The organism is Pseudonocardia broussonetiae, from assembly GCF_013155125.1.
Classification (GTDB): domain Bacteria; phylum Actinomycetota; class Actinomycetes; order Mycobacteriales; family Pseudonocardiaceae; genus Pseudonocardia; species Pseudonocardia broussonetiae.
The window spans coordinates 865,217-890,819 of the sequence record NZ_CP053564.1; the positions used below are offsets into that span (position 1 = coordinate 865,217).

A 25,603-nucleotide genomic window follows, 5' to 3' on the forward strand; every position below is an offset into this window, starting at 1 on the left:
AATCGACGTAACGACGATCGTCACTTCCCCGATGCTGGAGGCATGGGGGTGATCGCGTGATCGAGTTCGGTCCGTATCAGCTGGAGGAATTGCTCGGCCGCGGTGGCATGGGCGAGGTGTTCCGCGCGCACGATACCCGGCACGACCGGACCGTAGCGGTCAAGCGCCTGGCGCCGCACCTCGCCGACGCGCCCGAGTTCCAGCAGCGCTTCCGGCGCGAGGCGCACCTCGTGGCGCAGCTGCGCAACCCGCACGTCGTCACCATCCACAGCTACGGCGACATCGACGATCAGCTCTACATCGACATGCAGTTCGTCGACGGCGGCGACCTCCTCGGCCTCATCGAGCGAGCAGGCCCACTGTCACCCGAGCGCGCGGTCGGCATCCTCGAACAGGTCGCCAGCGCGCTCGACGAAGCACACGACAGCGGACTAGTTCACCGCGATGTGAAGCCCTCCAACGTGCTGCTCGACGGAAAGCTCGCAGACTTCTGCTACCTGGCCGACTGGGGCATTACCCGGGCGACCACGACGCATCGCAGCAACTCCCTCACCCGCACGGGGGCCCTGCTCGGCAGCCTCACATACATGGCCCCGGAGCAATTCGACGGCGCGGTCACCACACGCTCGGACATCTACGCACTGACGTGCGTCTTCTTCGAGATGATCACCGGTCGACGACCATACGCCGGCGACGGACTGCCGGTGCTGATGCACGCCCACATGAAAATCCCGCCGCCCCGGCCGTCGGAGGTGGTCGCGGATACCGCGATGTTCGACGAGATCATCGCGACAGGTATGGCGAAAGAAGCCGAAGCGCGCTACGCCACCGCAGGCGAACTCGCACGCGCGGCGCGGACAGCGCTGGACGCGGCGACCGAGCAACCTGAGACGGTCGCCCCGACCGCCAACTCTGCAGAGACCACGACGCCCGCGGCCAATCGCGCGGCCGCGACCACCCAGGCACCGGCCTTCGCCGCCGATGGGCTTGCGCTCACCGACACGCGGCGACCCATCGATCCCACCTCACCCCCACCCGCGGATCGTCCGTCGACTCGCGAAAGGCGACTGCTTCCAGCCACGGTTGCGCTCGTCGTTATAGCCGTGCTGGTCGCGGTGTGGGGGCTGACGCGAACCGCTGAAACAACCCCCGCAGCACAAGCACCCATGGCACCACCCGCCGCGACGACCTCCGCTGCCGCTTCCCTGACCGCAGCTGCTCCGGTCGGACCGGTACTCACCGAGGCGGTCTTCACAGGTCGAACGAGCGATAACGATCTGACGCTCGCCGTCGGCGTCAAGGACGGCCGCGCGGCCGGCTACCTGTGCGACGGTGACCAGGTCGAGGCGTGGCTCGAAGGCACGATCGAAGGCGACCAACTGGTCCTGACTGGGCGTACCGTGGAGAACGCGGTGGCGGCTACAATTGATCAACGGTCCCTGCTCGGCACCGTTACCGCTGGCGGCATCGAGAGACCTTTCGCAGCCAACATCGCCACCGGCGCTGCGGGTCTATACGAGAGCCGACGAGCGGTGGAGGGGATCGCCACAAGGATCGGATGGATCGTTCTGGTGGATGGCACTCAGGTCGGGATCGCCAGGCGTGGCGAGGTCCGATCCGCCGCCCCGAGGCTGAACCCGGAGTCGCTCAGCGCGATCGACGGCGGGGAGACGATCACTGCTGAGCGACTTTCGGGTGACTCCAACGTACTAGGATGATCTAGAGAACGCAGCGATGAATGTGGCGCCGGAGCACATCCCGGAGCCACGGCCCAGCGCGTGTTCCGTTCTCGCGACATGTCAAGCGGTTTGATCATGATTCAGGGATGAACCACCACGCACGGAAGTTTGAGAGCAAACTCATCAGCGTTGTCGACGAACCTGATGAAAGGCCATCCTGCCATGCTCCAGCGTCTGCATCCTTCCTCCGCACCCCCACCGAACTCGACCACCTTCTTAAGGAGAGCGCTGCAGCGATTTGCGGCAACCCTTGTTGCACTTGCCGCCGGACTCGGACTCAGCCTTGCGTCCGCTCCGATGGCCAGCGCCGAGCCCGCTGCAGTTGGATACACCGTCAAAGAGTGCGGGTGGACCACGTGCACGTTGTATTGGTCCGTTGGCCGAACCCAGGAGTTCCAGATTGAAGAGAAGAGCCTCATCGAAGCGGCTTACTGGGGCGCCGGACTGACAACCGAGGCAGTGGCCACCATTGCCGGTGGCCCAGCCGGCTTCGTTGCGGGGCTACCAGTCGTTGCATACGCCGGCGGGATGAGTTTCCAGTTCGCACACTCGATCGACGGAGCAGCAAACGATAACCGATGCTTGATCCTTAAGTATCCTCGTGCCGGTAACAATAACTACGCCGCAGGTTGGTGGGGCAGTGTCGCACCGAGCGGCTATGATCGGGATGGGCATCGTGTTGTTGAAGGCAACAGCCAGTGCGACGAAGCAAACGCGATCGACGCTGACGACTTCCCCTCTCCTCTCCGCTGGATCGACTGAGGTCGACTACCATTCAGAGCAGATCGGGCTGTTGTCTCACGTATAGGGACAGCTCGACACTGCCAGCGCGCACGCTGTGCCCTTTCCAGCCGTGGTTGTCGAGGCCGACTCGCCGGGGGGCACAGCGTGCGCCTGGTGCGCGAAGCCCGTTCGACTGGAGGCGGCGCATCTCGCCGCATCTGAACGTTCATGCTCGACCGTGGCCATCCCGCTGCACCAGATCATGTAACCCGCGACCGTCGGCCGACGACGTACGGACGACGATCCATTTAGGGAGGACACGCCGTGGGCAGCCCGGGCAGTAGCTACTTCGTCGGACCCGCAGACCAACCCGACAAGTATCGGCTGCTCCAGCAGGTGGGTGGCGGTGGCGAGGCGCAGCTCTGGCAAGCCTCCATTCCCGTCGGCGGCGAGGAGGAACCGGTAGCCGTCAAGATTCTTCGAGCCGACCGCATGGGCAACTTCGCCCAGCTGTCCGCACGCTGGGCCGAGCAGGCGGAGGTACTGCGCTTCCTGCGCCACCCCGGCGTAGTTGGAGTCCGTGAGCACTTCGAGGGCTCTCTGATGCACATCGGCGGCGAGGCTGGCTCGACCGCGGGAAAGTCGCTTTATCTCGTCATGAATTGGGTCGATGGGCATCCACTCAAGGAGGTTGTTGCGCTGAGTGGAGGCACCCGCCAATCGGTGCTACAGCTGCTACATCATCTCGAACAGGTTGCTGAGGTGCTTGACTGGCTGCACTCCGGCGAGGCGACCCCCTCTGGACGCCCAGTCGTACACGGCGACCTGTCGGCCGGCAACGTCATGATCAGCCCGACCGGCCAGGCAGTGCTTGTCGACTTCGGCCTCGCGCGGCTCGTCGCACACCAGACAGAGCAGGCAGCAGGCACCCCAGGGTACGCGGCACCGGAAGTGTGGCTTTCTGGGCATTACTCCCCCGCGGGGGACCGCTACGGCTTCGGCGCAATCACCTACTTCGCCATAACCGGCAGCCACCCGACATTCGATCGGAATGCGATACACGCCGGCTTCCTCAGCAGTCCACTGCTAGCCGCCGCACCAAGACAAACTGTCGAACGCGCCATGACGATGTTCAGCGACGATCCGAATGCCCGTCCGGCGGCTTTGCCGTGGATTCGGTCTTTGCGGCAGGCCGCCACGACCACCGGACCGCACAGCACCGGCTTTCCCACAACTGTCCTCTCAGGTGCCCCATATGTACCTCAAATTCCTGAGCAGGTGACCCCAGTTGAACAGCCACGCGGCCTGCGTCGGTTCGTTCTGGCTGCAGGCGCGATCGTTTTGGGCCTGGTGGCCGCGACAGCGTTCGGCGCGACCGTGCTCAGCGGCGCCTTTGCGGATGACCCCACCGGTGAAGTGCCTACGTCGACGTCACCAATACTCCCAACTACTGATGCCCCAACTACCGTTCCAAATGTTGGTCAGCAGTCTGCGCCGCCACCGTCGCCCCCGACATCGACGGCGCCCGCATCGCGTTACCGGCAGGTCTTTGCATCGGAGGTGTTAGAGATTCCCGCAGGCGCCTGCCCATTCCAAACGGACGTTGACCTTGATGAACCGCGAGTGAACGCCGACTCACGGAGCGACACTGAGCTCAGCTACGGACGTCCTTGCGGTGGGGACGATTATCAAATAATTCAATTCCTGCAGCTGGCAGCCCAAGCAGATGCGGCGACAGACTCGCCAGAAGAGTGCGACTTGGGAATTCGCCGGGCACCTCTAGGAAACAGCTATGTTGACGCTGCAGAGGGAGGGCGATTTTGCGTATCGACCTCCGAAGATCGCATGGCTCTTATACAAGTAGGACCTCTGTCTGGATCGTCTGAACGCCCGACCGTGACGATCACCGTGTCACTTTGGGCGACGACGTAGTGCCCCGCTTCCGCCATGACGCGTCCACGCCCGGGAACGCCGCTGACGATGTTCTGCTACCGCCTGCGAAGGGGGTGGCGAGCCGGATAGCAGCATTGGGCCGGCAGCGTGGAGCCATTCATAGAGCGAAAGCGCGTTGACCAGTGCGTCGTGGAGCGACGACAGAGTCGCTACTCGACGCAGGTACGCAGCTGAAGTTCATTTCCAAAGGCAGCGGGAGGCGTGTACCGAGTCACGTCAGGATGGCTCCGCCGTCGGTCGGGCGTGCGCAGCAAGGCCGCGCCGGCGGTGGGAGGGGCAAGCACGCTGTTCCGCTTGCGGCTCCCACCGCCGGTGTGGCATCCCTCGGGGCGACCGAGTGACGGCGGAGTCTCCCAGCCACCTCCCACGGCAGCGTTCCTCGTTGGTCCGCTCCGCCGGAGTGAGGGCCGGGTCTGGGCGGAGCCCAGCTACTTGAAGTTCCCGAATCGTCAGAGGTCGGCCGCATACTTGGACTCGTGTCCACGCTGGTTCTGCCGACGTGGGTGGTCCCGGACTTCGACGCGGTGATGGAGTGCGAGCGGGTGAGCCGGCGCCTGCTGGCACTCGGACCGCGCGCGACGACCACCCGCGAAGCCGGCGTGGCCGCAGCACTGGTGTGGCTGACGCTGGGCGAGGTCTCGCCGATGACCCACCGCACGACGCTCGACGGACATCGGTCGGACGGAAAGTGGATGTCGGGTGCCTCCTGCGAGCTGGCACGCGCGGAGTCCTGGGTCGCGCTGTGCCTCGCGGCTGGCGCGCCTGAACCGACCACCGACGATTGGCATCGGCTGGGAGTCGAGCCGGCGCCTGCGGTCACCGACGACCCCGAGTTCGCCTACGGCGTCTGGCGCACGCTGGCGTGGCTGCTCGGCGTGCGGGAGGACTTCCCGATCTACACGAGCTGGCACCGGGCCGCGGGTATCCGACACGACCGGCCGCACCTGTACGGCCGCCGCCGCTCGACGTCGGACGCTGCTTGGCGCACGGCGGAGCAGGCGGCCCGCGACCAGGCGCAGGCGGACGCCCGGAGGTACTGGGAGCACGTGCGGGCGCGGGCAGACGCCACGGCATGAGCGCCTACCCGCGCACCTGTCAGCGGTAGCGGGACAGCTCATCGCTGTCGTCCACCTCCGCTACCGGCTCAGCGTGCCGGGCTAGCTCGACGATCTGCTCAAACTCAGCGTCGCGCGCAACGCCCCTGTTCTCCGCCTCCGTGCGTGCGGTGATCTCGGCGAGCGCGAGCTGCGCCCGGGCCACGGCCTCGGCGGTCTCGTCGATCGTCGGGATGCGCCGGCGCTCGGCCCGGTCGGTGCGCTCGCTCGGGTGCGCGGTGCTGAGGTCACGCACGTCGGGCACAGCCGTCTCGGCAGCGTCGGCCGGATCGGCAATCCGCTCGATGTCCGACCCATACAGCTCGTGTTCGTCGCGGATCTCGCGGTCGCGGTCGGCGTCGGCCTCCTCGGCCCGGTGCAGGGCGAGCCACTCGTCGGCCGTGATCCGGTCGGTCGGATGGTCGGGGTCGATCCCCCGCGCCCGCAGCTCCGTCCCGGCCCGGTGCGCGTTGTCCCGGGTGACCGCCGTGTGCACGAACCAGCGCCCGCGGGCCTGGTCGGCGTCCTCCAGAACCGCGGCCCGCGCGGCGAGCTGCTCGGCCTCGCGGGCAGCCGCCGCCGCGTCGGCGCGCAGCCGGACAGCGTCGGCCTCGTCAAGGCCGGGCGCGTCGGCACGCGCGGCCCACAGCTCCGCGTCGGTGCGCGCCTTGGCTGCGGCCTGGTGGGTGGCGTCGAGTTCGTCGGCAACGTCGCGCGGCGCCCACGTCTCCTCGCGGGCGTAGGCGACGTAGCGGGCGCGGAGCTGGCCGTCGGTCAGGTCGGCCTCCTCGGCGCCGACGTCGAGAAGCCCCAGGGCCTCGTGCGCGGCCCGATAGACCGCAGCCTTCTCAGCGAGCCCGGGCGCGGGGGCGTGGCCGAGCGGGTCGAGGTCGTCGGTGTGGCCCGCGAGCTCGCGGTACGCCGCGGCCCAGCCGGCACGGTGCTCCCACTCCTGGCGGGCGAGCACGTCGTCGTCGGCCGGGACGGGACCGAGCGCGTCGAGCGCCCACCGCGGCGGCTGCTCCGCGGCCTGGAAGCCGAGTTCGTGGCGGCGGGCGTCGGCGGCCTCGGCACGGTCGGTCAGCCACGCGGCCCACTCCTCGGGGACCCGGGACGGAATGAGGTCGCTCATCGTCGTCAGGTGCGGGGTGAGACGCCCGGCGTAGGCGCTGGTGATGCGGCTGTGCAGCACCTGAGCGGGCGACCGGGCGCCGGTGAGGTCCCGGTCGGCGAGGACGCCGGACAGCACCACGTCGGGATCGTGGCCGGCGAGTTCCGCGGTGCGCAACAACCGCTCCAGCGACCCGAACGCCTCGTCGGCGGCGAGCGCAGCCCGCTGGTCGGGCGTGATCGCGCCGTCGGCGGTGAGCCGGTCGAGCGTCGCGGCGGTCCGCCCAGCGGTGACGGTCCGGGCGACGATGTCGGCGAGCTGTTCGACGTGGGTCATGGTCGAACGGGCGGCGATGTCCGCCTGCTCGCGCACGGCCAGCGCCGACCGCTCCCGCTCGTAGCCGTCCAGGACGTCGGCGAGCACGGCCGCGGCACTGCGCGGCTCGACGTCGAACGTCTCCCCTGTCGCCGCGTCGGGCGGTGTGGCGGTGGTGACCACCCACGCAGTGTTGCTCTCCCGGCCGCGGGTCATCGGCACCAGCAGCCCGGGCAGGTCCGTCCCGGCCCCGGGAACGCAGTGGGCGGTGTCGACGGTGCGGCCCTCCGCAGCGTGCGCGGTGGAGGCGTAGCCGAGCGTCAGGTCGGCGGCGATGTAGGAAGCGGGCAGGGCGAGCGGGTCACCGAGCACCTCCCCGTCCGGGCCGCGCCCGACCACCGGCGCCACGGTGAGCCCACCGTCCGGGCGCAGCGCGGTCACGCGGTAGGTGTCGCGATTGATCGGGGCGCGGGTGTTTCCGTCGACGCCGATCAGCTCCCAGCCGTTGCGGCGGGCCTGGACGAGATCGCCGACGCCGGCCGTCACGCCTTCCCAGCCCTCGCGGCCCAGCGGTACGCCCGCCTCGTCGACCCGGCCGAGCGAGACCAGCTCGGCGCGCAGCGCAGCCGATACCCGGGCCGCGGCCTCGTTGTCGCGGACCATCAGCAGCGACTCCCGTCCGGCGAGGGTGTCGGCCAGCCACGCGCGGGACGCGGCGGTCTCGGCCTGCTCCGCGGTGCCGCCCTCGCGGAGACGGCCGTGCTTGCCGTACTCGGCGAGTACGTCGGGGTCACCGTCGCGCAGCCGCAGTGACGCGGCGCGTTCCCACTCCGCGCTGAAGCGGCGCACCTCGGCCAGCTCGTAGCGGATGCCGTGCTTGGCGACGTCGGCCAGCGCACCGCCCGGGCCGACGGCGCCGAGCTGGCGCGGGTCGCCGACGAGCAGCAGCTTCGCTCCGGCCTGGGCGCACCGCGCCTGGATGTCGGCGAGCTGGTCGGTACCAGCCATGTTCGCCTCGTCGACGACCACGAGATCGTCACGGCGCAGCCGCCACCGCTCGTCGGTCCGGGACACCGGGCCACCGGCGGCGAGCCGGACCTGCGCACCCAGCCATGCAGCGGTGTTGGTCGCCACGGTGACGCCCTCCTCGGCCAGCACCCCGGCCGCGACCTGGGACGGGGTGAGACCGAAGACCCGGCGCTCGTCGACGCCGACCCACGCCTCCGACAAGGCCCCGACGACGAACGACTTGCCGGTACCGGGTGCGGCGGAGAGGACCTCGACCTGTGCGCCGGACGTCAGGACGCCCCGCAGGGCCGCCGCCTGGTCGACGCCCAGCGGGCGCCCGGACGTGGCGAACCGGGCGACGACCGCGCCCGCGGCGTCCGGGGTGAATCGGGCGGCGCCGCGACGGACCAGCGCGGCCCGCAGCGCGTGCTCCGCCGAGACCTGCCCCTCGGTGGTGAACAGGGCGACGGCGGGCGCGGTGTAGGGCGACCGGCCGTCGGCGAGCAGCTCCGACGCCGGCAGGTTGGTCGTGTCTCCCGGGCGGGTCACCGGCACGGCACCGTCGAGCGCGGCGTCGGTGAGCCCGTCGAGCAGCGGGCGGATGTCCTCGGGCGGGAGCCGCAGGTTTCCGGGCAGCGCGTCGGAGACGGCCCGCATGAGCGAGGAGCGGGTCCACGCCTGCTTCGTCTCTGACACCCCGGCCAGGGCGCGGTCGACCACGTCCTGCACCGACCACTCGGCCGCGTCGCTCGCCTGCTGCGCGCGGACCCGGACGTCGTGGGCGACCTGCCCCAGCCCGGTCCCGATCGACTCCGCGCACTGCTCGGTCCACCGGGCGAGCTGCTCGGCGCGGGTCTCCCCCTCGTGCGACTTCGCCGCGCGGGTGGCGAGCGTGGCCTGCCGGGCGATGTAGAAGCGCTCCGCCGACGACGGCTCACGGCCGTAGGTGTGCCGGAACTCCGTGAGCATCTCCGCGGTCCGACCCGTGACGGCCTTCCGCCGCGACGAGAACAGGTCCATCACCTCGGGCGAGACGCCGAGCACCTCGCGGGCCCGGCCGTCCGGGCGGGTGGCGAACTCGACGCCGAGCGACCGCGTCATGTGCGCCTCCATGACCCGCTCGCCGATCGCGCCGGCTGCACCGCGCAGGGCGTGGATGGCGCGGGAGTCGAGCGTGCGCCAGGTACCGTCGGCGCAGGGCACGCGGTTGAGGATGCCCTGGTGGACGTGCAGCTGCGGGTCCTTGTCGCGCGAGTCGTGCTGGAGGAACTGCGCGACGACGAACTCGTGGCCGTCGACCCAGCGGCCCGCTCCGCCGCCGTGGTGCCCGACGCGGGAGTAGCCGGCCTCGTCCTGCAGGTAATCGATCGCGGCGCGGGCGCCGGCCATCACAGCCTCCTCGACGGCCTGCGCGTGCGCCTCCCATGCCTGCGCCGCCTCCTCATCCCCGGCGGCACGGGCCTCCGTGGCCGCGCGCTCGAACGCGACCGCGAGCACGGTCACGCTCTTGGGCGCGGAAAACGTGACGTCGAGGAACGACACGGCCTGCCGCGCTGACCGCTCGGCCTGCGTGCGAAGCTCGGCCCGCTGCTCCGGCCCGGCCCCCGGGTGCGCCTCGAGCAACCCGGCGTAGACCTCGTCGGCGCTGCGGTACCTGCGGTGGCCCGGTGCGAGCTGGTCGGCCTCGTCCCACGTCTCGGGCGAGTGCGATCGCGGGTCGCGCGGATCACGCAGGTGCGAGTAGAGCGCCTCCATCACGTGCGGGTCGACCTCGCCCTCGAGCCCGAGCATCTCGGCCCCGGCGCCGTACCAGCGCCCGGGCGGCTCGCCTGCGGCGACGGCTCCGGTGTAGTAGTTCTCGCGGCCGGTGGCCACGGCGTCGGTGAGGTAGCGGACGGAGTGTCCGGTGGCGATGCTGAGCACGGCGGGTCCCCTTGCTGTCGATCTCGGGCACGGCCGTCGAGCGAGCCCGCCAGGGCGAGCGAAGATCACCAAGGGATCGTGATGCCTCGGTGTGCTTCGTCCTTCGTTCTTCTGCTCGTCCTGGCGGTGCTCGCTGCGGTCGGTCTCGTCGGTCAGGTGCGTCGGTGCTGCTGGCGCATGTAGGCGTCGGCTTCGTGGAGCTGCTCGTCGGTGGGTTCGGGTCGGGGCGCGAGTGCGTCCTTCGTCCATGCGACGGCGATCGGCTCGGCGTGATCGGCGAGCGGTGCGGGTGCGGCGGGTCGGGCGTGTGCGGTGCCGGTGCGGTGCAGCGACAGCTCGCACGTGCCTATCGCGGCCCGGACGCGCTTGGCGACGCCGGGGCGCTGGCGATCGTGCCAGTCGCCGACGCGCAGCCACGTTCCGGCCTTCGGGTCGAACGCCTCGGCGTGCGCGCGACGCAGCCACCACAACTCCTCGATCACCTCCGGGTGCCAGAGCCAGCACGCGGAGAGCACGGCGTCGGGGTAGCGGAGAAAGACGCGACGGGTCCAGCCGACCAGGTCGGCCAGGTCGGTGACGGCCTGCTCGGGGTCCTGCGAAAGGAGCCAGGACCGGACCGGGTCGGGCCCCGCGGCCTCCGGCACGAGCGTGGCGGCCACCTCGGCGAGGTCCCCGGCGAGCTGCCGCACGAGCGCGTCGAGCGCCGTCACCCGGCGGCCGTTGCGCTCGACCGAGCGGACGAGGGCGGCGAGCTGCTCGTCGTCGACGGTGGTCGGGCTGCTCATCGTCGCCACTCCGTGTCGTCGGCGGGCAGGACCCTCAGCAGCGAGGGCTCCTCGACCGGCACCTGCTCGATCGCCCGCCATGGATTCCCGAGCCGCCGAGCGAGGCCGACGGTCCACGCGCCCGTTCGTGCCACCGGCTCGCCCACATGCACGCCGATCCAGCCTGCTGCGGTGGCGACCGCCGCTCGCAGCCGCACGTCGAGCGCCTCGGGGTGCTGCCAGGCGCGGACGTCCCGGCGTCGATAGGCCATCTGCACCCGGCCGATCACCGGCGGCATCCCGCGCCGGAACGCGACCACCGTCTCCGCGGGCAGGTTCGCGATCTGGGCCGGCGCGAGCACCGGCACCTTCCGCACCGTCCGTGACGCGACCCGCCCGTGCAGGTCGGTCGTGGTGATGGGCTCGTCCCGCTCGCCACCCAGCGTCGCCCAGTAGTTCAGGTCGTCGCGGGAGCGGGTGCCGCCGAAGACCATGACGGCGGCCGTGTTGTTGAGGATGACCTCGGCCTTGGCGTCGCCGTAGCGGTCGAGCAGCTGCGCGCGGGACTGGAAGGCTCCGATGATCGTCACGCCGCGCCCACCCATGTCGGCGGTCCACTGGTGCAGCGGCACCGGGCAGATCAGCGCGGCCTCGTCGAGGGCGAGTGCGAGCGGCGGGTCGAGCCGGCCGCCCGTGCGCAGTGCGGCGATCCGGCGGGCCTCGCGGGCGATGTGTCCGGTCAGCGCGGAGACGAGCGGCGCGGTCTGCGTCTCCTCGGCGCCGAGCAGGTAGACCGTCGCGCGGGCGTCGAGCAGCTCGGCGACGTCGAACCCGGCCCCGCCGGACCGGGGCCCGGTCGCCGCGTCGGCCGCGGCCTCGTGGGTGAGCCAGCCCAGCGCGGGCATGATCGTGGACGTGATCGACGACCGGGTGCGGTCGTTCGTCGCGAGGAACTGCCCGGCGTCCTGCTGCAACGCGGGCTCAGGCGAGCGGCGCAGCAGCGACGCCACCTCTGCCTTGCCGTCGTCGGGATCGGCGACCCAGCGCAGGACGTCGCGCATGGTGAGGTCACCGTCGAGCGCGGCGGCGTGCAGCAGCGCGGCCAGCACCCGCCGGGCCTGGGACTCCCAGAACTCCCGGTCGCCCGACCCGCTGCCCAGCGCACCGGCGGCGAGCATGTCGGCAGCGCGCTCGGACGCCGTCACGGGGCTGATGCACCCGGTGAGGGGGTCGAACGTGATCGTCGAACCGAGCGAGGCGAGCCCGACCGGGTTGAAGACGTAGATCGGGCCTCGGGCCTGGCGCAGGGGCGCGGTGAGGTCGTAGAGGTCGGTGCGGGTCGACGTGACAAGCACGGCGCCGGGCGAGTCCAGGATGCGGCCGGCGAGCCACTGCGACTTGCCGGTGCGCGGGCCGCCGAAGATGCAGACGACGTCCTCGACCGACGCCCACACCCGCAGCAGGCCGGCCCGGCACAGCAGCACGGCGACGTCGACGGTGCGGACGGACCAGGACCGGACGATTCGGTCCCACCGGGTCACCGGGGCGAGGGACGGCCGAACGGTCCCGGCCCGGCGGCGCATCGCGCCCGACCCGGCCACCCGCACGATGTCGGACGTCGAGGCGACGCCGGCCTTGCGCCGGCTGCGGGCGCCCCAGCGGACGACGGTCGCGGACGTTCGGGCGTGCCGGTGCCAGACGAGCACGGCGACGGGCGCGACCAGGAGGGCGAGCACCCAGGTCGGGGTCTGTCGGTAGAGCGTGACGGCCGGGAGCAGGGCGAAGAGGCCGAAGGCCGCGCCGAGGAGGCGGGCGCCGCGGCGCCAGGCGATCCACGACGCGCCTGCGGAGAGGGCGAGCACGAGCAGGGCGGAGCCGTTCACGGCTGGCCCTCCGGTCGGAAGCGGGCGCCGTTGGTGGCGGCGTGGGCGGGTTCTGCGGTGGTGGGGCGTGCCCGGTCGATGAGCCGGCGGGCCTCGTACTCCGACACCCCCAGCTCGCGGGCGATCCGGCGACGGCCGGCTCCGGCGGCGATCAGCTCGGCGGCGCGGTCGTCGTCGATCTCGACCTCGGGTTCAGCCTCGCCGCCCTCGGGTGGGGCGGTCCGGCCGACGAGCACGGCCAGGTGGACGACGGCACCGAGCACGGCCGGCGCGACGGCGGAGACGACCACAACGACCCACCAGGCCGGCTCCTGCCGGTAGGCGGCGAGGCCGTGGCCGAGTGCGTTGGCCGCGACCGACAGCCCTAACAGGGTCAGGGCGAGCGAGCGGGCGAACCGGCGGGCCCCGGCTGTCACCGCCCCACCGAGCCAGACCAGCGACCCGGCCGCGGCGCCGGCATCGACGACGACCGGCAGCAGCCAGGCCAGCGACGGCGCGAACCCGCACAGCAGGGCGAGATCACGCAGCGCGGCGAAGGAGAGGACGGCGGCGGCCGTGGCGACGACCAGCAGCAGGCCGTAGAGCACGGCGCGGCCCCTCACGTCGGCATCTCGACACCGACATGGCCGATGCTCGACCAGAACTCGTTGAACCGGGCCGATGCGACCACGAGGCCAGCGCGGGCGGCGCGGAGCTGCTCGGTGGCGTCGGCGAGCCGCGCGACCGGGTCGACGGCGCGGGTGTCGTCGTAGAGGGCCCGGCCGCGGCCGTAGCCGCCCACCTGGGCGACGAGCACCTCGGCCAGGTCCTCGACGGCGTGCAGCGTGCTGACCAGCTCACCGGCCAGGGCGTAGAAGTCGGCGTGGTCCGGGGTGGCCCAGCGCTGGAGGCGGGCGACGTCGTCCCACCCGTCGGTCGCCTGCTCGGCGCGGGCGACGGCCGGCGCACGGTGGTCTTCGGTGGACGTCGTCTCGACGGTGCTCATCTACGATCGGGCCCTTCCTGCGTCTGTGTCCCTGCCTGGGTGCCGTGCGTGTGGGAGATCAGGAGGGGAGCCCGGTTGCCGCCGCGGCTCCCCTCCGCCTGGGTACGGGTGACCCAGTGGGCGACGGTGCGTGCGGTGACGCCGCACCGGTGGGCGATCTCGGCGAGCGGGCGTCCCGCCGTCAGCAGGACCCGTCCGGCCGCCTCGACCTGGACCCGCGTCGCGCCCGGCCGCAGCCCGGCGTCGAGCACGGCGGCCGGCTCGCGTCCGATGCCCACCGGCTGCCGACCCCGCCGCTCCTCCGGGGTAAGGCCACCGGCGATGCCGAGCGGGATGCGCACCAGTGCCTCGGCCAGGCACTCGGCCCGGACGGGACAGCGCGCGCACACCGCCTTGGCGACGGCGACCTGCGCCTCGTAGACCGGCCCGTCCTCGGCGGTGGGGAAGAACGTCTCGGGCTCGACGGAGCGGCACCGCGCCCGGTCCCTCCACTCGCCGTTCACCCGACCGCTCCGGATCCCGTGAGGGCCGGCGTGGCGGCGGTGTCGAGCGTCGAGAGGAACGTCGACAGCGCGCCCGGCAGCCCGGCGCCGACCGGAGTCGAGATGAACAGGACCAACGCGACGAGCGCGAAGACGACCGCCCCGCCGGGTACGCGGGACTTGGCGCAGATGAACGTGCCGACGATGGCGAAGAAGATCAGGACCCCGACGTTGGGCATCGCTCACACCCCCCGGCCGGGCTGGAACGGGACCCACTCAGCGGCGTCGACGGCGCTGCGGTCGGCCACCGCGGCGTCGACCATCTCCTCGAGCGCCCGAGCCGGGACGATCAACCGGCCGCGGACCTTCACCGCGGGGAACTCCCCCGCCGCGATGGCTCGGTAGACGGTCATCGCCGACATCCCGAGCATCCGCGCGACCTCCGGAACGCTGTAGAACCGCGGCGCTCCGACCGGCGGTTCCGTTCGCAACTGCACACCTCGCATGACTGCTCCCCTGTCCTATGTAGGTAGACCTCGTGGTCACGAGTTGTTCGATGTGGACGCTGTGACCTGGTGCGATGTCGAGAGTGCTGCCGGGGAGGGGTGTGGCGGCAGATGACGCGGGATGACGTGGGGTGACGCGAGTCCGGCGTCAGGGGTTGATCTGCGCTGATCACCGGCGCATCGTGGAGGCCGGGTCACCCGGGAGGATCGATGCCGAACCGGCTTGCTCGCGTTCGCCAAGAAGAGCAGTGGACGAAGGCACGCCTCGTCCACGAGCTGCGCCGTGCCGCCGGATCCATGGCGCTGCCAGGCGACGAGAGCATGAAGCGCCGAATCGCCGTCTGGGAGAACCAGGACGGGGCGGTCAGCGACTTCTATCGGGAGCTGCTCTGCGCGGCATACGGACGAAGCGCGCCCGAACTGGGCATCGCAGGCGAGCCGGAGATGCCGTCTGCCCCGGCCACAGTCGACGACGCGTTGCCCATCGCCTTCACTCGCCTCGACCTCGGGGTCGTCGCACTACTGCGTGACCACACCCAGAGCATCCGCATGCTCGACCGCCGACTCGGCGGCGCGCTGACCTTCAAGCAAGCCGTGGCGCACGTCGAGCAGATCGAGGGCCTGCTGCGGCACGCCCTTCCCGGCGCCCACCGGGAGGCGGCGGCCGACGAGCTCGGCCAGGCCGCCGCGCTCGCAGGCTGGCAGGCGCTCGACATGGGCGACGTGCGGGAGGCATGGCGGCTCCATGAGATCGCGACCGCTGCGGCGCGGGAGGGCGGTCAGATCGCCGGGCTCGCCTACGCCAGTGCGCAGCAGGGGTATGTCCTGCTCGACGCCGGTCACGCGGTCGACGCGCAGTCGGTGATGGAGTTCGCCCGGACGCTGGCCGGCTCCGGCGTTCCGGCCGTTCTGCAAGCCTGGCTCCACGCGGCGGAGGCTGAGGCCCTCGCGGCGCTGGGGCAGCGGGACGGCGTTCTCCGCGCCCTCGACGCGGCGGCTGACGCCCTGCCCGGCGACACTGGCGACGACTCGCTGCCCTTCGTCATGCTCGACGCCGGCCACCTCGCCCGCTGGCGGGGCCACTGCCTCGCCCGGCTCGGCGACGGAAAAGCGATCGAGGACTTGACGGATGCCCTCAGCGTGATGGGCGAGGGTCAGTACGGGCGGGCGGAAGTTGGGCTGCGTGTCGACTTGGCGCTCGCCTTCGCCGCCCGCGGCGATGTCAGCGAATCCCGCGCTCACGCGCTCCGAGGCGCCGAATTGGCCGGGCGCACCGGCTCGGAGCGTCAGCGGCGGAGGATCAGCCAGTTACTCGCTGCGTGAGTGCGGCGCACCCGGTCCGCTGAGCGCGAGCACGTGCAGCAGCCCGACGAGCGACCCCGAGTTCACGATCTTCTGCGTGCGGATCAGCTCCGGCACGCCGGCCAGAGGCACCCACTCGAATGTGCCCTCGTTCAGCTCCGTCGCCTCTGCCACCTTCTCGGCGCCGCGCGCGAGGAACACGTGGTGGGCGTTGCGCACCATGCCGACGTTGGGCTCGAAGGTCACGAGGTGCTCGATCGACCGCGGCCGGTACCCGGTCTCTTCCTCAGCCTCTCGCGCCGCTGTTTGCGCCGGCGTCTCGCCCGGGTCCAGCAGCCCGCCCGGCAACTCCCAGTTCCACACGTCCGGGGCGAACCGGTGCCGCCACGCCATCAGCACGTGCTCACCGGCGTCGTCGAGCACGACCGTGATCGCGGCCGGCTTCAGAGTCACGACGTGATGTTCGAACCGCTCCCCTGTTGGCAATATGACGTCAGCGAGCTCGACCGTCACCCACTCGTTGGCGTACACCTGCCGCTTACTCGCAACAGTCCATCGCTGCCCAACATCTCTGGCCTGATTGGTCATATTTCAATTCCAACCCAAGTTACTAGATCTGATACATGTGAACCAGTTGGCGTACATCTATGTTCATACACGAGAAGTGACGATCACAAAACATGCGTGCATGTCAGTAAGAATTCGATCCGCCTCTACATTGCTCGGCGTCGCGCCCGCCTCGTGCATGTACCTGTTCCTCTTCTTCACGACTGTTGCTTGATAGAGCTGTCTTTCGACAGCAGTCAGGACGGCCCGAGCCTCGAGCTCTTTCAAATAGCCTCCGAGCGCCGCGCCTTTGGGGGTCCAGTGCTTCGACGAGATAATCTCGCTCAAACAGGTGTCCAGTGCGCGAGTTGTATATAGAACGCTTAGTAGCCACCCAGCGGCACCCTTCCGGCGAAAGCATGACTTTATGCTATTGAACTCACCGTAGATTGCCTGAATCTTATTAGACTGGGAGAGTGACGGATGCCCGCCTGCAATAACCCGCATTGTTTCTATTCGCTTGCTGTAAGTCATTCAAACTCTCCTGAGATAGTTGCGATTCCCGCAAAGGCAGCAGCCCTGACCGGCTTCAGCGCGTCGAACCGCCGTGAAGAGGAAGCCCTGTTCAGCCGATTCTCGCGGACCGCAAGGTAGGCGTCGTTGCTGCGTAGCATTGTCGCGACTTCCGCAATTCGATCGTCTCTTTGTTCTATGGAGTAGTCCAGCCTGACGGCCTCTAGTGACGACCTATCAAGAGTCAAAGGGCGTACCGGCTTCGCGACTCTGGCGTCAGGCCTTCCGTCACCTACTGAGGCAGCCGGGAGTGGCCAGTCCGGGACACCTGATTCATCATCCAGCTCATCCACGGAGCGGTATCGCATATTTCGCTGCCGCTGCCCGTACTCCGCTGTCGACAGTCCAGAGCGCTCACGCCGCCTCCTCGTCCTTGCCTTCGGATCTGCTGTCAACTCCCACGCTTCCGCGAACCGCTCTGAATGGAATGGCCGCAACTCTTCCACCACGTCCGAGCCGACGCCTGGAGTCGCTACGCTCTCGGATGTTCGCGTATTAAGGTCCAAGATCGTATCGTAGAACGGCGTGAGGTCCACCAATTGCTCCACGCGACTTGTATCCTCAGTTGCCAGAACGACTGAAAGTTGAGGAGGCAGTGCCAATCGAGCCAGGAGAACCCTAGAGCGCGAGGCCGGTGACACATACGACTCCCTCCGGGAGAAAATGAAATACGCAGTCAACTGGCCGCCATGAACAGAAAGAACCTCCGGCCCTTTGAACAAGAGTGGATGATCTGGATAGCTAACTGCATCGCTACCGGCGGGCAGTCCGTCAAGAACTTGCCGGACTAGTACTCGTCGACCTGCCATATCAAACCCCATCATAGTTGGTACACGGAACCGTAGGACATTAAGCGCAGATGCTATCAGTGGGATGCGGAACCGCATATGCGCGTTGCAGGGATCATCGTCGTCTTGATAAGTTGTTGCATGACCCTCCGCGTTGTGCGCATCGTCGTCATCGGCTCCCTCCCGGCGAGGCCTAGCATCCGGAGTGCAACCAGCACAGTGTCGCCGTTCGACTGTCGGCATGCCTCGATCGGTCGCAGCAGCTGACGAGGACGGAGGAAGTCTGCCCCATGCCACGGCCGAGCCCGAGCAACGCAGACGTGAGCCTTCGGATGTCGAAGCAGCGGAGCACGGGGACGTCGCCTGAGATGAGTCTTCGACGAGAGCTCCATCGCCGCGGCATGCGCTTCCGCGTCGAGCATCGCATCGACATAGATGGACTTCGACGGCGCAGAGCCGATATCGCATTCACCCGCCGCCGTATTGCGGTCTTTGTCGACGGATGTTTCTGGCACGCCTGCCCTCAGCACGCAACCAGCCCGAAGGCGAACGCCGCATGGTGGGCGACGAAGCTCGCCGGCAACGTCGCACGCGACCGAGACACCGACGACCGTCTCTCTGCCGCGGGTTGGACGGTAGTGCGGATCTGGGAGCACGAGTCGGCAGCTGATGGCGCAGACCGGGTCGAGCGGGCTGTCGCCTCGGCAGAACCGCAAGGTCGACCACCAGGACCAAATCCCGCTCCGCCGAACCACTAGCACACGCCCTGTCACCCGATCGTGGGCGACAGGGACAGCTCCAGGTGACCACGGCCACTATGGTCACGGTCTGTCTGAGTCACAGGGGGATGACAGCGCGTGCAGACTGACTTCTTTGTGGTGTTCGCCGAGTGGGCCCGCAAGCACGGCCTCGACGAGGCTCGTCGCAGGTTCGGCCCCGTTCTGCAGGACGAGCTCGATGCCTTCGTCGCCGAGTACGAAGAGCGGATCACCCGGATCGAGAGCGACGACCCGCCCGTCCTGCACGGTCCGCGGGACCCCTGGTACCCGGGCCCGAACGACGAGGGCGACACCTACTGGCCGGCGCTGAGAACCTACTTCGCGTCAGAACTCGGGTGGAGCGACGACCGCGTCCGGCCAGTGGACAAGGCGTCGAGCAAGGTGGTCGCCTACACACCCCGGCCGGAGCTCGAGAAGTGGACGTCGAAGGGCCTCGTCGTCGGCTACGTCCAGAGCGGCAAGACCACAAACTTCACATCGGTCATCGCGAAGGCTGCCGACGTGGGCTACAAGCTGGTGATCGTGTTGTCCGGCATCCACAACGGGCTGCGCCGCCAGACCCAGGAGCGGCTCGACCAGCAGCTCCGGGAGCTCACGCCCACACGCTGGTTGACGCTGACCGACCAGGTACACGACTTCCGCCCGCCTTCGATGCAGTCGACCGCGCTGCTGCACAACCAGGACGGCGTCGCCCTCTGCGTGGCGAAGAAGAACAAGACCGTCCTGAAGCGGCTGGATGCATGGCTGGAGGACGCGTCGAAGCAACGGGTCCTCGCTGATCTCCCGGTGCTCGTGATCGACGACGAGGCCGACCAGGCCAGCGTGGAGACCCGGAGCATCAACCCCCTGATCCGGCAGATCCTCTCCAAGCTTCCGCGCTGCACCTACATCGGCTACACGGCGACACCGTTCGCGAACATCCTGATCGACCCCGCGGCGGGCGATCTCTATCCCGAGAACTTCATCCTCAACCTGCCGAGACCCGACGGGTACTTCGGCAGCGAACGGATCTTCGGCAGGGATCTCGTCGAGGGCGAGGAGGCGAACGGCGCCGAGCTCGACGGGTTCGACATGGTCCGCATCATCGACGAGGACGAGATGGAAAGCCTCCGGCCGGCCGGCCGGAGGGCGGAGGCGACGTTCGAACCGGACATCACACCGTCCATGAAGTCCGCGACTCGGTGGTTCTGGCTCGCCACCGCCGCACGCCGAGCCCGCGGCGATGCGGGTCACTCGACGATGCTCATCCACACCTCGGTGAAGATCGCCGTCCACGAGGGGTTCAAGGATCCACTCATCGACCTGCGCGACGACATGTCGACGCGGCTGCGGCGCGACGACCGCGCCCTCATCGACGAGCTGGAATCACTGTGGGATACCGAGACCGCCCGGGTGCCGGCCTCGGAGTTCCCCGGACTTCCGGTCACACCTTTCGCGGATGTCCTGGCGATGCTGCCGAAGGTCGTCGGATCGACCCGAGTGATCATCGACAACTGCCGCAGCGAGGACCGTCTCGACTACAGCGCGCCGGGCCAAATCGCCATCGCCGTCGGCGGTGCGACCCTGAGCCGGGGCTTGACCCTCGAAGGGCTGGTCGTCAGCTTCTTCGTCCGCGCTGCCCAGGCCTACGACACATTGCTGCAGATGGCACGGTGGTTCGGGTTCCGTCATGGTTACGAAGACCTGCCACGCATCTGGATGACCGACCAGCTGTGCGACTGGTTCCGCCACCTGTCGACGGTCGAGCACGAGATTCGTCTCGACATCGACCGGTACGAGCAGCAGGGCCTCACACCGACCGAGTTCGGCGTGCGGATCCGCACCCATCCGGTCCTCCGTGTGACGGCCAAGATGGGCGCCTACAAGCCCGCCTACGCGTCCTACGGCGGCCGCCGGATCCAGACGCGCTACTTCCCCGTGAGCAACGCCGAATGGCTGCAGGCCAACCTTGGTGCGGCCGATGCGCTGGTCCGCAGCGTCCGCGGGGACGGCGGGATGGGCGAGCGGCTCGACAGTGGAGCCACGCTCTACCGGGACGTCGGCGCAGATATCGTCGAACGCTTCCTCGGTTCCTACCGTAGCCATGCGGACTCACCCGACCTCGACCGCGACCTCGTGCTGAAGTACATCCGGAAGCAGCGCCAGCAGGGCGCGCTAGGGGCGTGGAGCGTGGCCGTCATGGCCGGTGTCAAGGATCGACACGGTGCTGTGAGCCTGGGCGGTCTGCCCTTCTCCCGCATTTCGCGCGCAAAGGTGAAGGACACGGGGCCGGAACGGGCCGACATCAAGACACTGATGTCGAAGGACCACCGGGTCGTCGACCTCCACATGACGTCGCAGCATGCACGGGCGATGAACGAGTCGGCGCTCATGGACGCACGCAACTACGACCCGGTTGCGCGAGACCGCGGCCTCCTTCTGATCTATCCGATCGATCCCCGGTCCGAACCGGATCCACGGAACATCAAGAACAGGTCAGCTTTGGGTGCAGTAGGTGATGTCATCGGAATGGCCCTCGTCTTCCCCGGGAACGCGGAAGCGAAGACCTCGGTCGGCAGCACCTACATCTCCGTCGACCTGTCCGAGGCCGATGTCGAGGTCGAGGAGGCCGAGCTCGCCAGCCTCAACGGCGAGGACGAGCAGTGACGGCTCCGCACGACTGGCTGCGAGAGCTGCGGCACTCGTGGCCGCTGCTGCGCGGCGATCGTCGAACGGAAATCGCGACGGTGCCCCTGCCCCTGGGTGGAACGGGTGCGCCGGTCCGCGCAGGCGTCGACGGCAGCGGCGCGCGCCACCTGCTCGTGCCCGTCGGCGAGGAGGAGATCCGACCCGATCACGTCGAGAGTGCGCTGCTCGTCGAGCTCCGGACCTACACGTTCTCCCGGACGCCGCTGCGCTACGTCGACATCAGCTGTGCCCGGCCTGATCTGTTCGACGTCTTCGATGAGATCCTTGCTGACGTGCTCGTCGGGGTGGGAGATGCGCCACAGGCCCCCGCCCGGGCGGCGTTGGACGTCGTCAGCCGCTGGCGGGCACTGCTCGCCACCCATCGAGCTCGCCTCCTCACGCTCGTCGGACAGATGTCGCTCGTCGGCGAGCTGACGGTGCTCGATCTCGTGACCCGCGACGAGTCGCTCGACATCTCCTCGTGGCGCGGCCCGCGTCGCGAACCGCACGACATCGTGCTGCCGGGGTTCGCCGTCGAGGTGAAGGCGATCGGCACCACGTCGACCTCGGTCGAGATCCACGGGGTCCATCAGCTGGAGCCCCCCGGCGTCCCGCTCGCGCTCGTCCTGACCACGGTCGCCGAGGACGACTCGGGAGCCACGCTGCCCGAACTCGTCGACCGGATCCTCGCCCGCGTGACGGACCGCGGCCGGGCCGTGCGGCTGTTGACCGCAGCCGGTTACGCGTTGGCCGATGCCGATCACTACCGGGAGAGGTTCGCGGTCACGGACATCGCTCACGTCGAGGCGACAGATGCGGTGCCGAGGATCGTTCCGAAGTCGTTCGGTGAGCAGGGTGTTCCAGCAGGCGTCGACGGCATCTCGTACCGCGTCGAACTCGACGCCCTCGACGGTCTCGTCGCGCGCGGGGAGGCCGCGTTGCTGGGCTGGGTCGGGGCGTTGCGATGACGGCCCAGTGGTGGTCGCAGCCGGTAGCGGCCGAGGGGTCGACCGCCTCGGAAGGCATCCGCCGTCAGCTCGGCAAGCCGCACCTCGATCCGCTCACCGTGCTCATCCGGGAGACGGCGCAGAACACCTGCGACGCAGCGCTGCCCGGTGGGGGTGATGTCGAGTTCGCCGTACGGCTCCACCGGTTGTCAGGCAACCGGCTCGCCGGCTGGCGGGAGTTCCTGCTTCCCGAGCCGGCCGGATCGGCGCTCGGGATCGCCGAGGCCATGAACCGTGGTCCGCTCCTGATGACGCTGTCGGACCGCGGAACGACCGGTCTGGGCGGACCGCTCCGGGCGGATGAGAGTCCGCGCGAGGGCGAGCGACCGGACTTCGTGAACTTCATCCGCAACGTCGGCGAGCGCAAGGCTGTGGACCTGGGCGGGGGCTCGTACGGCTTCGGCAAAGGAATCCTCTACAACGTCAGCCGATGCCACCTCATCGTCGCCGACAGCGTCTGCATGTTCCGGGGGCGGCTACAACGACGACTCATCGGTGCTGCGCTCGGTGACGGGTTCACGCATGGCGGACGCCGGTGGACCGGGCGCCACTGGCTCGGGGTACTGGAGGACGGGCACACTCGTCCGCTGCTCGACGACGAGGCCGAAGAGATGGCCGGCAAGCTCGGCCTTCCTCGGTTCGCCGAAGGCGCGACGGGGACGAGCGTCGCCATCGTCGATGTCGACCTGGGCCGGCGCCAGGGCCAGGACGGCGACGCTGTGCGCACACCTGAGGAGGCTGCTGACTTCATCGTCTCCACAATGCTGTGGAACCTGTGGCCCCGGATGCTCTCCGACCGGCCGAATCGGTTGGTCTGCTCGATGCGCCGAGACGGCTTCGTCAACGAGGTACCCGATCCCGAGCAACTGATCGAGCTGTCGCCCTTCGTGAAGGCCTACCGAGCGCTCGCGGAGGAAGGCCGCTACCAGGTTCCGCCTCGCAAGTCCGAGCCGCGCGAGATCGGGCGGTTCGCAGTCGTCAAGGGTATGGCTCCCCTGCGTCCGAATCCGGCGGTGGCCGCAGCAGCACCGTTCGAGGGCAGGGCCCATCACTGCGCCCGCATGCGGCACGCCGACCTTGTCGTCGACTACTTCAAGGGCGAGACGCCCACCGACGAGATGATCCAGTACGGCGCGGTCTTCCGCTCCAGTCCGGAGGCCGACGGCTTCTTCGCCGAGGCGGAACCGCCGACGCACGACGACTGGGTAGTCAACGGTCTGCGCGGCACGGCGCGAGGCGTTGTCCAACTGGCGACGGGCTTCATCCGCGACCGCCTGCGCGAGCAGTCGACCCCGGCAGCCGGTCCTGTTCCTTCGGGTGAGGCGCCATTGGCATCGCTGGCGGGCCGCCTGTCGGGATTGATGACGGCCGAGGGCGACCTGGCCGAGGGTTCCGTGCGCCGTGAGCCGTCCGGCGGTGGGCGCCGCTCCAGCGGTGGTCCCCGATTCGTCACTGCACCGCACCTGGTGCAGGAGAACGGAGTACCGGTGATCTTCGGAGTTGTTCAGATGCCGTCATGGGCGTCGACGAGAGTTGTCGTGGCGGAGCCGGTGATCGTCCTGGACAGCGGTGTCGAGCCGGTGGACGGACGAACCGACGGCCCCGTCGTCCTCGGTTGGCGATCGGTCGAGAGCGACCCGCCTGTCGACGGTGCAGAACTGGTCATCGAGCGGCCATCGGATCGCACGTGGGAACTGCGGGTCCGGCCGTCCGCGGATGCGGTCGTCCGCGTCAACCTGACGGTGCGCGAGCTCGGCGGTGACGGATGAAGGACGTCAAGCCCTTCTTCGTCCCGCCTGCCGCGCTCGTTCAAGCGTCGACCTGGGCCCACCTCGTCGACGACGAGTGGGAGGAGCTCGGCGCCTACGTCGAGAACTGGGACTACCGGACCCGCCTACGTCTGCGCGCCACCATCGAGGCCGACGTCGACGCGATTCGCACGGCCGCCCGTCTCGTTGATGCGTCTCCGCTGGTCTGGTCCATCGGATGGCGTGCGACCGACACCGGCCTTCTCGGAACCCCGTCCCTCGTACCGTTCGAGGACGGTCCGTGGACTTTCGAGCTGGACATCCCCGCCGACCGGGCCGGCGCGACCATCGTCCTTTCCCGGCGCCTGGTGCTGCGTCGTGACCGCATGTTCGCTTCTGCCGGGGAGGCCCGATGGGCCGGCAGCATCCTGTGGTCCGACGAGACGACCGTTCGGCTCACCGGGCAGGGAGCCGCCTTTCCCACGGAGGTCATCGACTTCCGCACGCTCGGACGCGAGCCGGGAAGCAGCTGGTTCCTCGACCTGCCGGCTGCGGCCGATGTACCGGCGATGGGCTCGATGATCCTGCTCATCAACTCGGCCGACACCGCGCTCGTCGGCGCCGTGACCCGAACCAGGCGCCACACCGAGATCCAGCAGAACCTCATCGACGCCATGGAGGAAGGTGTGGTCGAGGAACTGGTCCGATGGGCGCTCGCCCGCTGGCCCGAGCTCGCCGACGCCGAACCGGACTCCGTGGGATCCGCCGCCCGGACGCTCACGCGTCGGGTACTGCCCGACCCGGACGCGTGGACATCGCCGGATGTCGACTCCATGGCCCTCAAGTCCGCAATCGTCGCCGGGGCACGCGGCATCGGCTTCGGAAGGGCGCTGTCGTGAGTCAGCTCTGGCCGCGGCTCAATCCCGCCGTCGCACGCGCCCTGTTCGCCGATCTGGCGGGGCGGACCACCGACCAGCTGGCGGGCTCTGCGCGGGGCGATCACCCGCAGTCCACATTCGCCGCTACCGGCGGCGTGCGTGTGTCGGCTGCCGAGGTGACCGCCCTCGCTTCCTCGCTCCGCGAGACGGCGGTGGAGTTCGGCTATCCCGGGTCGGCGGACGACGGCGAACGGATCGCGTTCGACCGTGCAGCCGCGGAGGTGCTCTATGCCGCCACCGACCTCACCACCGTCGAGGCCGCCCATCGAGGGGTGTGGAACTTCGTCGCGCTCGTGGCCGCCCCGGACCTCGTTCAATGGCGATTCGGACGGAACAACACCGAACGCTGGATCGCGTCGGACCTGAGCCGCCACATGTTCTCCCGCCTCTGGTGGCAGGCATTGACGTTCGCCGTACCCACGCCTGACGGCCGGATGGACTACTCGCTCCTGCGCGGTCTTTCGGAGAGCGACCTCAACCAGATCACCGAGCGGCGCTCCCTTGCAGGCAACTCGCGGCTGGCCCAGTCCATCGCCCGCCTGATCACTTCAGCGAACGTCGACGTCAGCCGACGCGCGCTCCTGCGGGATCTGACCCCCCGGCTGCGGCGACGCCTGGCCTTCATAGACTTCGCCGTCCTCACCGACGAGCAGCTCGACGATCACGTGCGCGCCCTCGCCCACGGAACTTCCTCATGAGCCGGCGCGCCGCTGGACAGGCCTCACGAACACGTGTTCGATGACGCGCGGGACCGACGAACGATCACGGG

General features: G+C 69.3%; 22 protein-coding genes. 11 read left to right on the forward strand and 11 right to left on the reverse strand.

What is annotated here, in order from left to right; genetic code table 11:
• Nucleotides 1–56: 56 nt before the first annotated feature.
• The 4 genes from HOP40_RS04215 to HOP40_RS04230 all read left to right on the forward strand — a co-directional run bounded on the left by HOP40_RS04215 (nucleotide 57) and on the right by HOP40_RS04230 (nucleotide 5,491).
• Nucleotides 57–1,718 carry a serine/threonine-protein kinase gene (locus tag HOP40_RS04215; protein WP_172154820.1) on the forward strand — a complete coding sequence of 554 codons (1,662 nt, stop codon included), beginning with the start codon at nucleotides 57–59 and terminating at the stop codon, nucleotides 1,716–1,718.
• A gap of 150 nt (nucleotides 1,719–1,868) precedes the next feature.
• Nucleotides 1,869–2,501 carry a hypothetical protein gene (locus HOP40_RS04220; RefSeq protein ID WP_172154822.1) on the forward strand — a complete coding sequence of 211 codons (633 nt, stop codon included), beginning with the start codon at nucleotides 1,869–1,871 and terminating at the stop codon, nucleotides 2,499–2,501.
• A 285-nt stretch (nucleotides 2,502–2,786) separates the two neighbouring features.
• Nucleotides 2,787–4,394, forward strand: coding sequence for a serine/threonine protein kinase (locus HOP40_RS04225; protein WP_172154824.1), 1,608 nt, complete (start codon nucleotides 2,787–2,789; stop codon nucleotides 4,392–4,394).
• A gap of 497 nt (nucleotides 4,395–4,891) precedes the next feature.
• Nucleotides 4,892–5,491 (forward strand): hypothetical protein, encoded by a 600-nt coding sequence (locus HOP40_RS04230; protein WP_172154826.1) that lies wholly within the window; start codon nucleotides 4,892–4,894, stop codon nucleotides 5,489–5,491.
• A 19-nt stretch (nucleotides 5,492–5,510) separates the two neighbouring features.
• Here HOP40_RS04230 and mobF read toward each other — a convergent pair whose 3' ends face one another.
• The 8 genes from mobF to HOP40_RS04270 all read right to left on the reverse strand — a co-directional run bounded on the left by mobF (nucleotide 5,511) and on the right by HOP40_RS04270 (nucleotide 14,471).
• Complete coding sequence (gene mobF / locus HOP40_RS04235) at nucleotides 5,511–9,866, reverse strand: MobF family relaxase (protein ID WP_172154828.1); 4,356 nt, start codon at nucleotides 9,864–9,866, stop codon at nucleotides 5,511–5,513.
• Between the two features lie 152 nt (nucleotides 9,867–10,018).
• Nucleotides 10,019–10,651, reverse strand: coding sequence for a hypothetical protein (locus tag HOP40_RS04240; RefSeq protein WP_172154830.1), 633 nt, complete (start codon nucleotides 10,649–10,651; stop codon nucleotides 10,019–10,021).
• The gene (locus HOP40_RS04245) at nucleotides 10,648–12,513 is read right to left on the reverse strand and encodes a type IV secretory system conjugative DNA transfer family protein (protein ID WP_172154831.1); all 1,866 of its coding nucleotides are present in this window, start codon (nucleotides 12,511–12,513) and stop codon (nucleotides 10,648–10,650) included. Before HOP40_RS04245 ends, HOP40_RS04240 begins: the two co-directional genes overlap by 4 nt.
• Nucleotides 12,510–13,115, reverse strand: coding sequence for a DUF2637 domain-containing protein (locus tag HOP40_RS04250; protein ID WP_172154833.1), 606 nt, complete (start codon nucleotides 13,113–13,115; stop codon nucleotides 12,510–12,512). The genes HOP40_RS04245 and HOP40_RS04250 overlap by 4 nt, the downstream gene beginning before the upstream one ends.
• Entirely contained in the window at nucleotides 13,112–13,498 is a 387-nt protein-coding gene (locus HOP40_RS04255; protein ID WP_172154835.1) for a hypothetical protein, read from the reverse strand. The genes HOP40_RS04250 and HOP40_RS04255 overlap by 4 nt, the downstream gene beginning before the upstream one ends.
• The gene (locus tag HOP40_RS36690) at nucleotides 13,495–14,001 is read right to left on the reverse strand and encodes a WhiB family transcriptional regulator (protein ID WP_172154837.1); all 507 of its coding nucleotides are present in this window, start codon (nucleotides 13,999–14,001) and stop codon (nucleotides 13,495–13,497) included. Before HOP40_RS36690 ends, HOP40_RS04255 begins: the two co-directional genes overlap by 4 nt.
• The gene (locus HOP40_RS04265; protein WP_172154839.1) at nucleotides 13,998–14,219 is read right to left on the reverse strand and encodes a hypothetical protein; all 222 of its coding nucleotides are present in this window, start codon (nucleotides 14,217–14,219) and stop codon (nucleotides 13,998–14,000) included. The genes HOP40_RS36690 and HOP40_RS04265 overlap by 4 nt, the downstream gene beginning before the upstream one ends.
• 3 nt (nucleotides 14,220–14,222) lie before the next feature.
• Nucleotides 14,223–14,471, reverse strand: coding sequence for a helix-turn-helix domain-containing protein (locus HOP40_RS04270; RefSeq protein ID WP_240157503.1), 249 nt, complete (start codon nucleotides 14,469–14,471; stop codon nucleotides 14,223–14,225).
• A gap of 225 nt (nucleotides 14,472–14,696) precedes the next feature.
• On the opposite strand from HOP40_RS04270, the gene HOP40_RS04275 reads away from it, so the two are divergent.
• Nucleotides 14,697–15,809 (forward strand): NsdA family TPR-like regulatory protein, encoded by a 1,113-nt coding sequence (locus tag HOP40_RS04275; RefSeq protein ID WP_172154843.1) that lies wholly within the window; start codon nucleotides 14,697–14,699, stop codon nucleotides 15,807–15,809.
• Here HOP40_RS04275 and HOP40_RS04280 read toward each other — a convergent pair.
• The 3 genes from HOP40_RS04280 to HOP40_RS04290 form a co-directional block, all read right to left on the reverse strand.
• Nucleotides 15,795–16,319 (reverse strand): NUDIX hydrolase, encoded by a 525-nt coding sequence (locus HOP40_RS04280; protein WP_338053050.1) that lies wholly within the window; start codon nucleotides 16,317–16,319, stop codon nucleotides 15,795–15,797. The two genes, HOP40_RS04275 and HOP40_RS04280, sit on opposite strands and share 15 nt — an antisense overlap.
• A 120-nt stretch (nucleotides 16,320–16,439) precedes the next feature.
• Nucleotides 16,440–16,868, reverse strand: a complete 429-nt coding sequence (locus tag HOP40_RS04285; protein ID WP_172154847.1) for a hypothetical protein — start codon at nucleotides 16,866–16,868, stop codon at nucleotides 16,440–16,442.
• Nucleotides 16,865–17,443 (reverse strand): hypothetical protein, encoded by a 579-nt coding sequence (locus HOP40_RS04290; RefSeq protein ID WP_172154849.1) that lies wholly within the window; start codon nucleotides 17,441–17,443, stop codon nucleotides 16,865–16,867. The genes HOP40_RS04285 and HOP40_RS04290 overlap by 4 nt, the downstream gene beginning before the upstream one ends.
• Nucleotides 17,444–17,985: 542 nt before the next feature.
• On the opposite strand from HOP40_RS04290, the gene HOP40_RS04295 reads away from it, so the two are divergent.
• The 6 genes from HOP40_RS04295 to HOP40_RS04320 all read left to right on the forward strand — a co-directional run bounded on the left by HOP40_RS04295 (nucleotide 17,986) and on the right by HOP40_RS04320 (nucleotide 25,532).
• Nucleotides 17,986–18,453: a very short patch repair endonuclease gene (locus HOP40_RS04295; RefSeq protein WP_275691335.1), complete on the forward strand. Its 468-nt coding sequence runs from the start codon at nucleotides 17,986–17,988 to the stop codon at nucleotides 18,451–18,453.
• Between the two features lie 99 nt (nucleotides 18,454–18,552).
• Nucleotides 18,553–21,120: a Z1 domain-containing protein gene (locus HOP40_RS04300; protein ID WP_172154853.1), complete on the forward strand. Its 2,568-nt coding sequence runs from the start codon at nucleotides 18,553–18,555 to the stop codon at nucleotides 21,118–21,120.
• The gene (locus HOP40_RS04305; protein ID WP_172154855.1) at nucleotides 21,117–22,109 is read left to right on the forward strand and encodes a PD-(D/E)XK motif protein; all 993 of its coding nucleotides are present in this window, start codon (nucleotides 21,117–21,119) and stop codon (nucleotides 22,107–22,109) included. The genes HOP40_RS04300 and HOP40_RS04305 overlap by 4 nt, the downstream gene beginning before the upstream one ends.
• Nucleotides 22,106–23,917, forward strand: coding sequence for a hypothetical protein (locus tag HOP40_RS04310; RefSeq protein WP_172154857.1), 1,812 nt, complete (start codon nucleotides 22,106–22,108; stop codon nucleotides 23,915–23,917). The genes HOP40_RS04305 and HOP40_RS04310 overlap by 4 nt, the downstream gene beginning before the upstream one ends.
• Nucleotides 23,914–24,795 (forward strand): hypothetical protein, encoded by an 882-nt coding sequence (locus HOP40_RS04315; RefSeq protein ID WP_172154859.1) that lies wholly within the window; start codon nucleotides 23,914–23,916, stop codon nucleotides 24,793–24,795. Before HOP40_RS04310 ends, HOP40_RS04315 begins: the two co-directional genes overlap by 4 nt.
• On the forward strand, nucleotides 24,792–25,532 hold the full coding sequence (locus HOP40_RS04320; protein ID WP_172154861.1) for a DUF6339 family protein: 741 nt from the start codon (nucleotides 24,792–24,794) through the stop codon (nucleotides 25,530–25,532). Before HOP40_RS04315 ends, HOP40_RS04320 begins: the two co-directional genes overlap by 4 nt.
• Nucleotides 25,533–25,603: the final 71 nt, after the last annotated feature.

Bases quoted from the DNA above. Each gene is read 5' to 3' on its own strand.
- HOP40_RS04285 (WP_172154847.1), bottom strand. From the start codon at position 16,868: ATGACTTACAGCAAGCGAATAGAAACAATGCGGGTTATTGCAGGCGGG.
- HOP40_RS04310 (WP_172154857.1), top strand. From the start codon at position 22,106: ATGACGGCCCAGTGGTGGTCGCAGCCGGTAGCGGCCGAGGGGTCGACC.
- HOP40_RS04275 (WP_172154843.1), top strand. From the start codon at position 14,697: ATGCCGAACCGGCTTGCTCGCGTTCGCCAAGAAGAGCAGTGGACGAAG.
- HOP40_RS04295 (WP_275691335.1), top strand. From the start codon at position 17,986: ATGCCACGGCCGAGCCCGAGCAACGCAGACGTGAGCCTTCGGATGTCG.
- HOP40_RS04265 (WP_172154839.1), bottom strand. From the start codon at position 14,219: ATGCCCAACGTCGGGGTCCTGATCTTCTTCGCCATCGTCGGCACGTTC.
- HOP40_RS04240 (WP_172154830.1), bottom strand. From the start codon at position 10,651: ATGAGCAGCCCGACCACCGTCGACGACGAGCAGCTCGCCGCCCTCGTC.
- HOP40_RS04315 (WP_172154859.1), top strand. From the start codon at position 23,914: ATGAAGGACGTCAAGCCCTTCTTCGTCCCGCCTGCCGCGCTCGTTCAA.
- HOP40_RS04255 (WP_172154835.1), bottom strand. From the start codon at position 13,498: ATGAGCACCGTCGAGACGACGTCCACCGAAGACCACCGTGCGCCGGCC.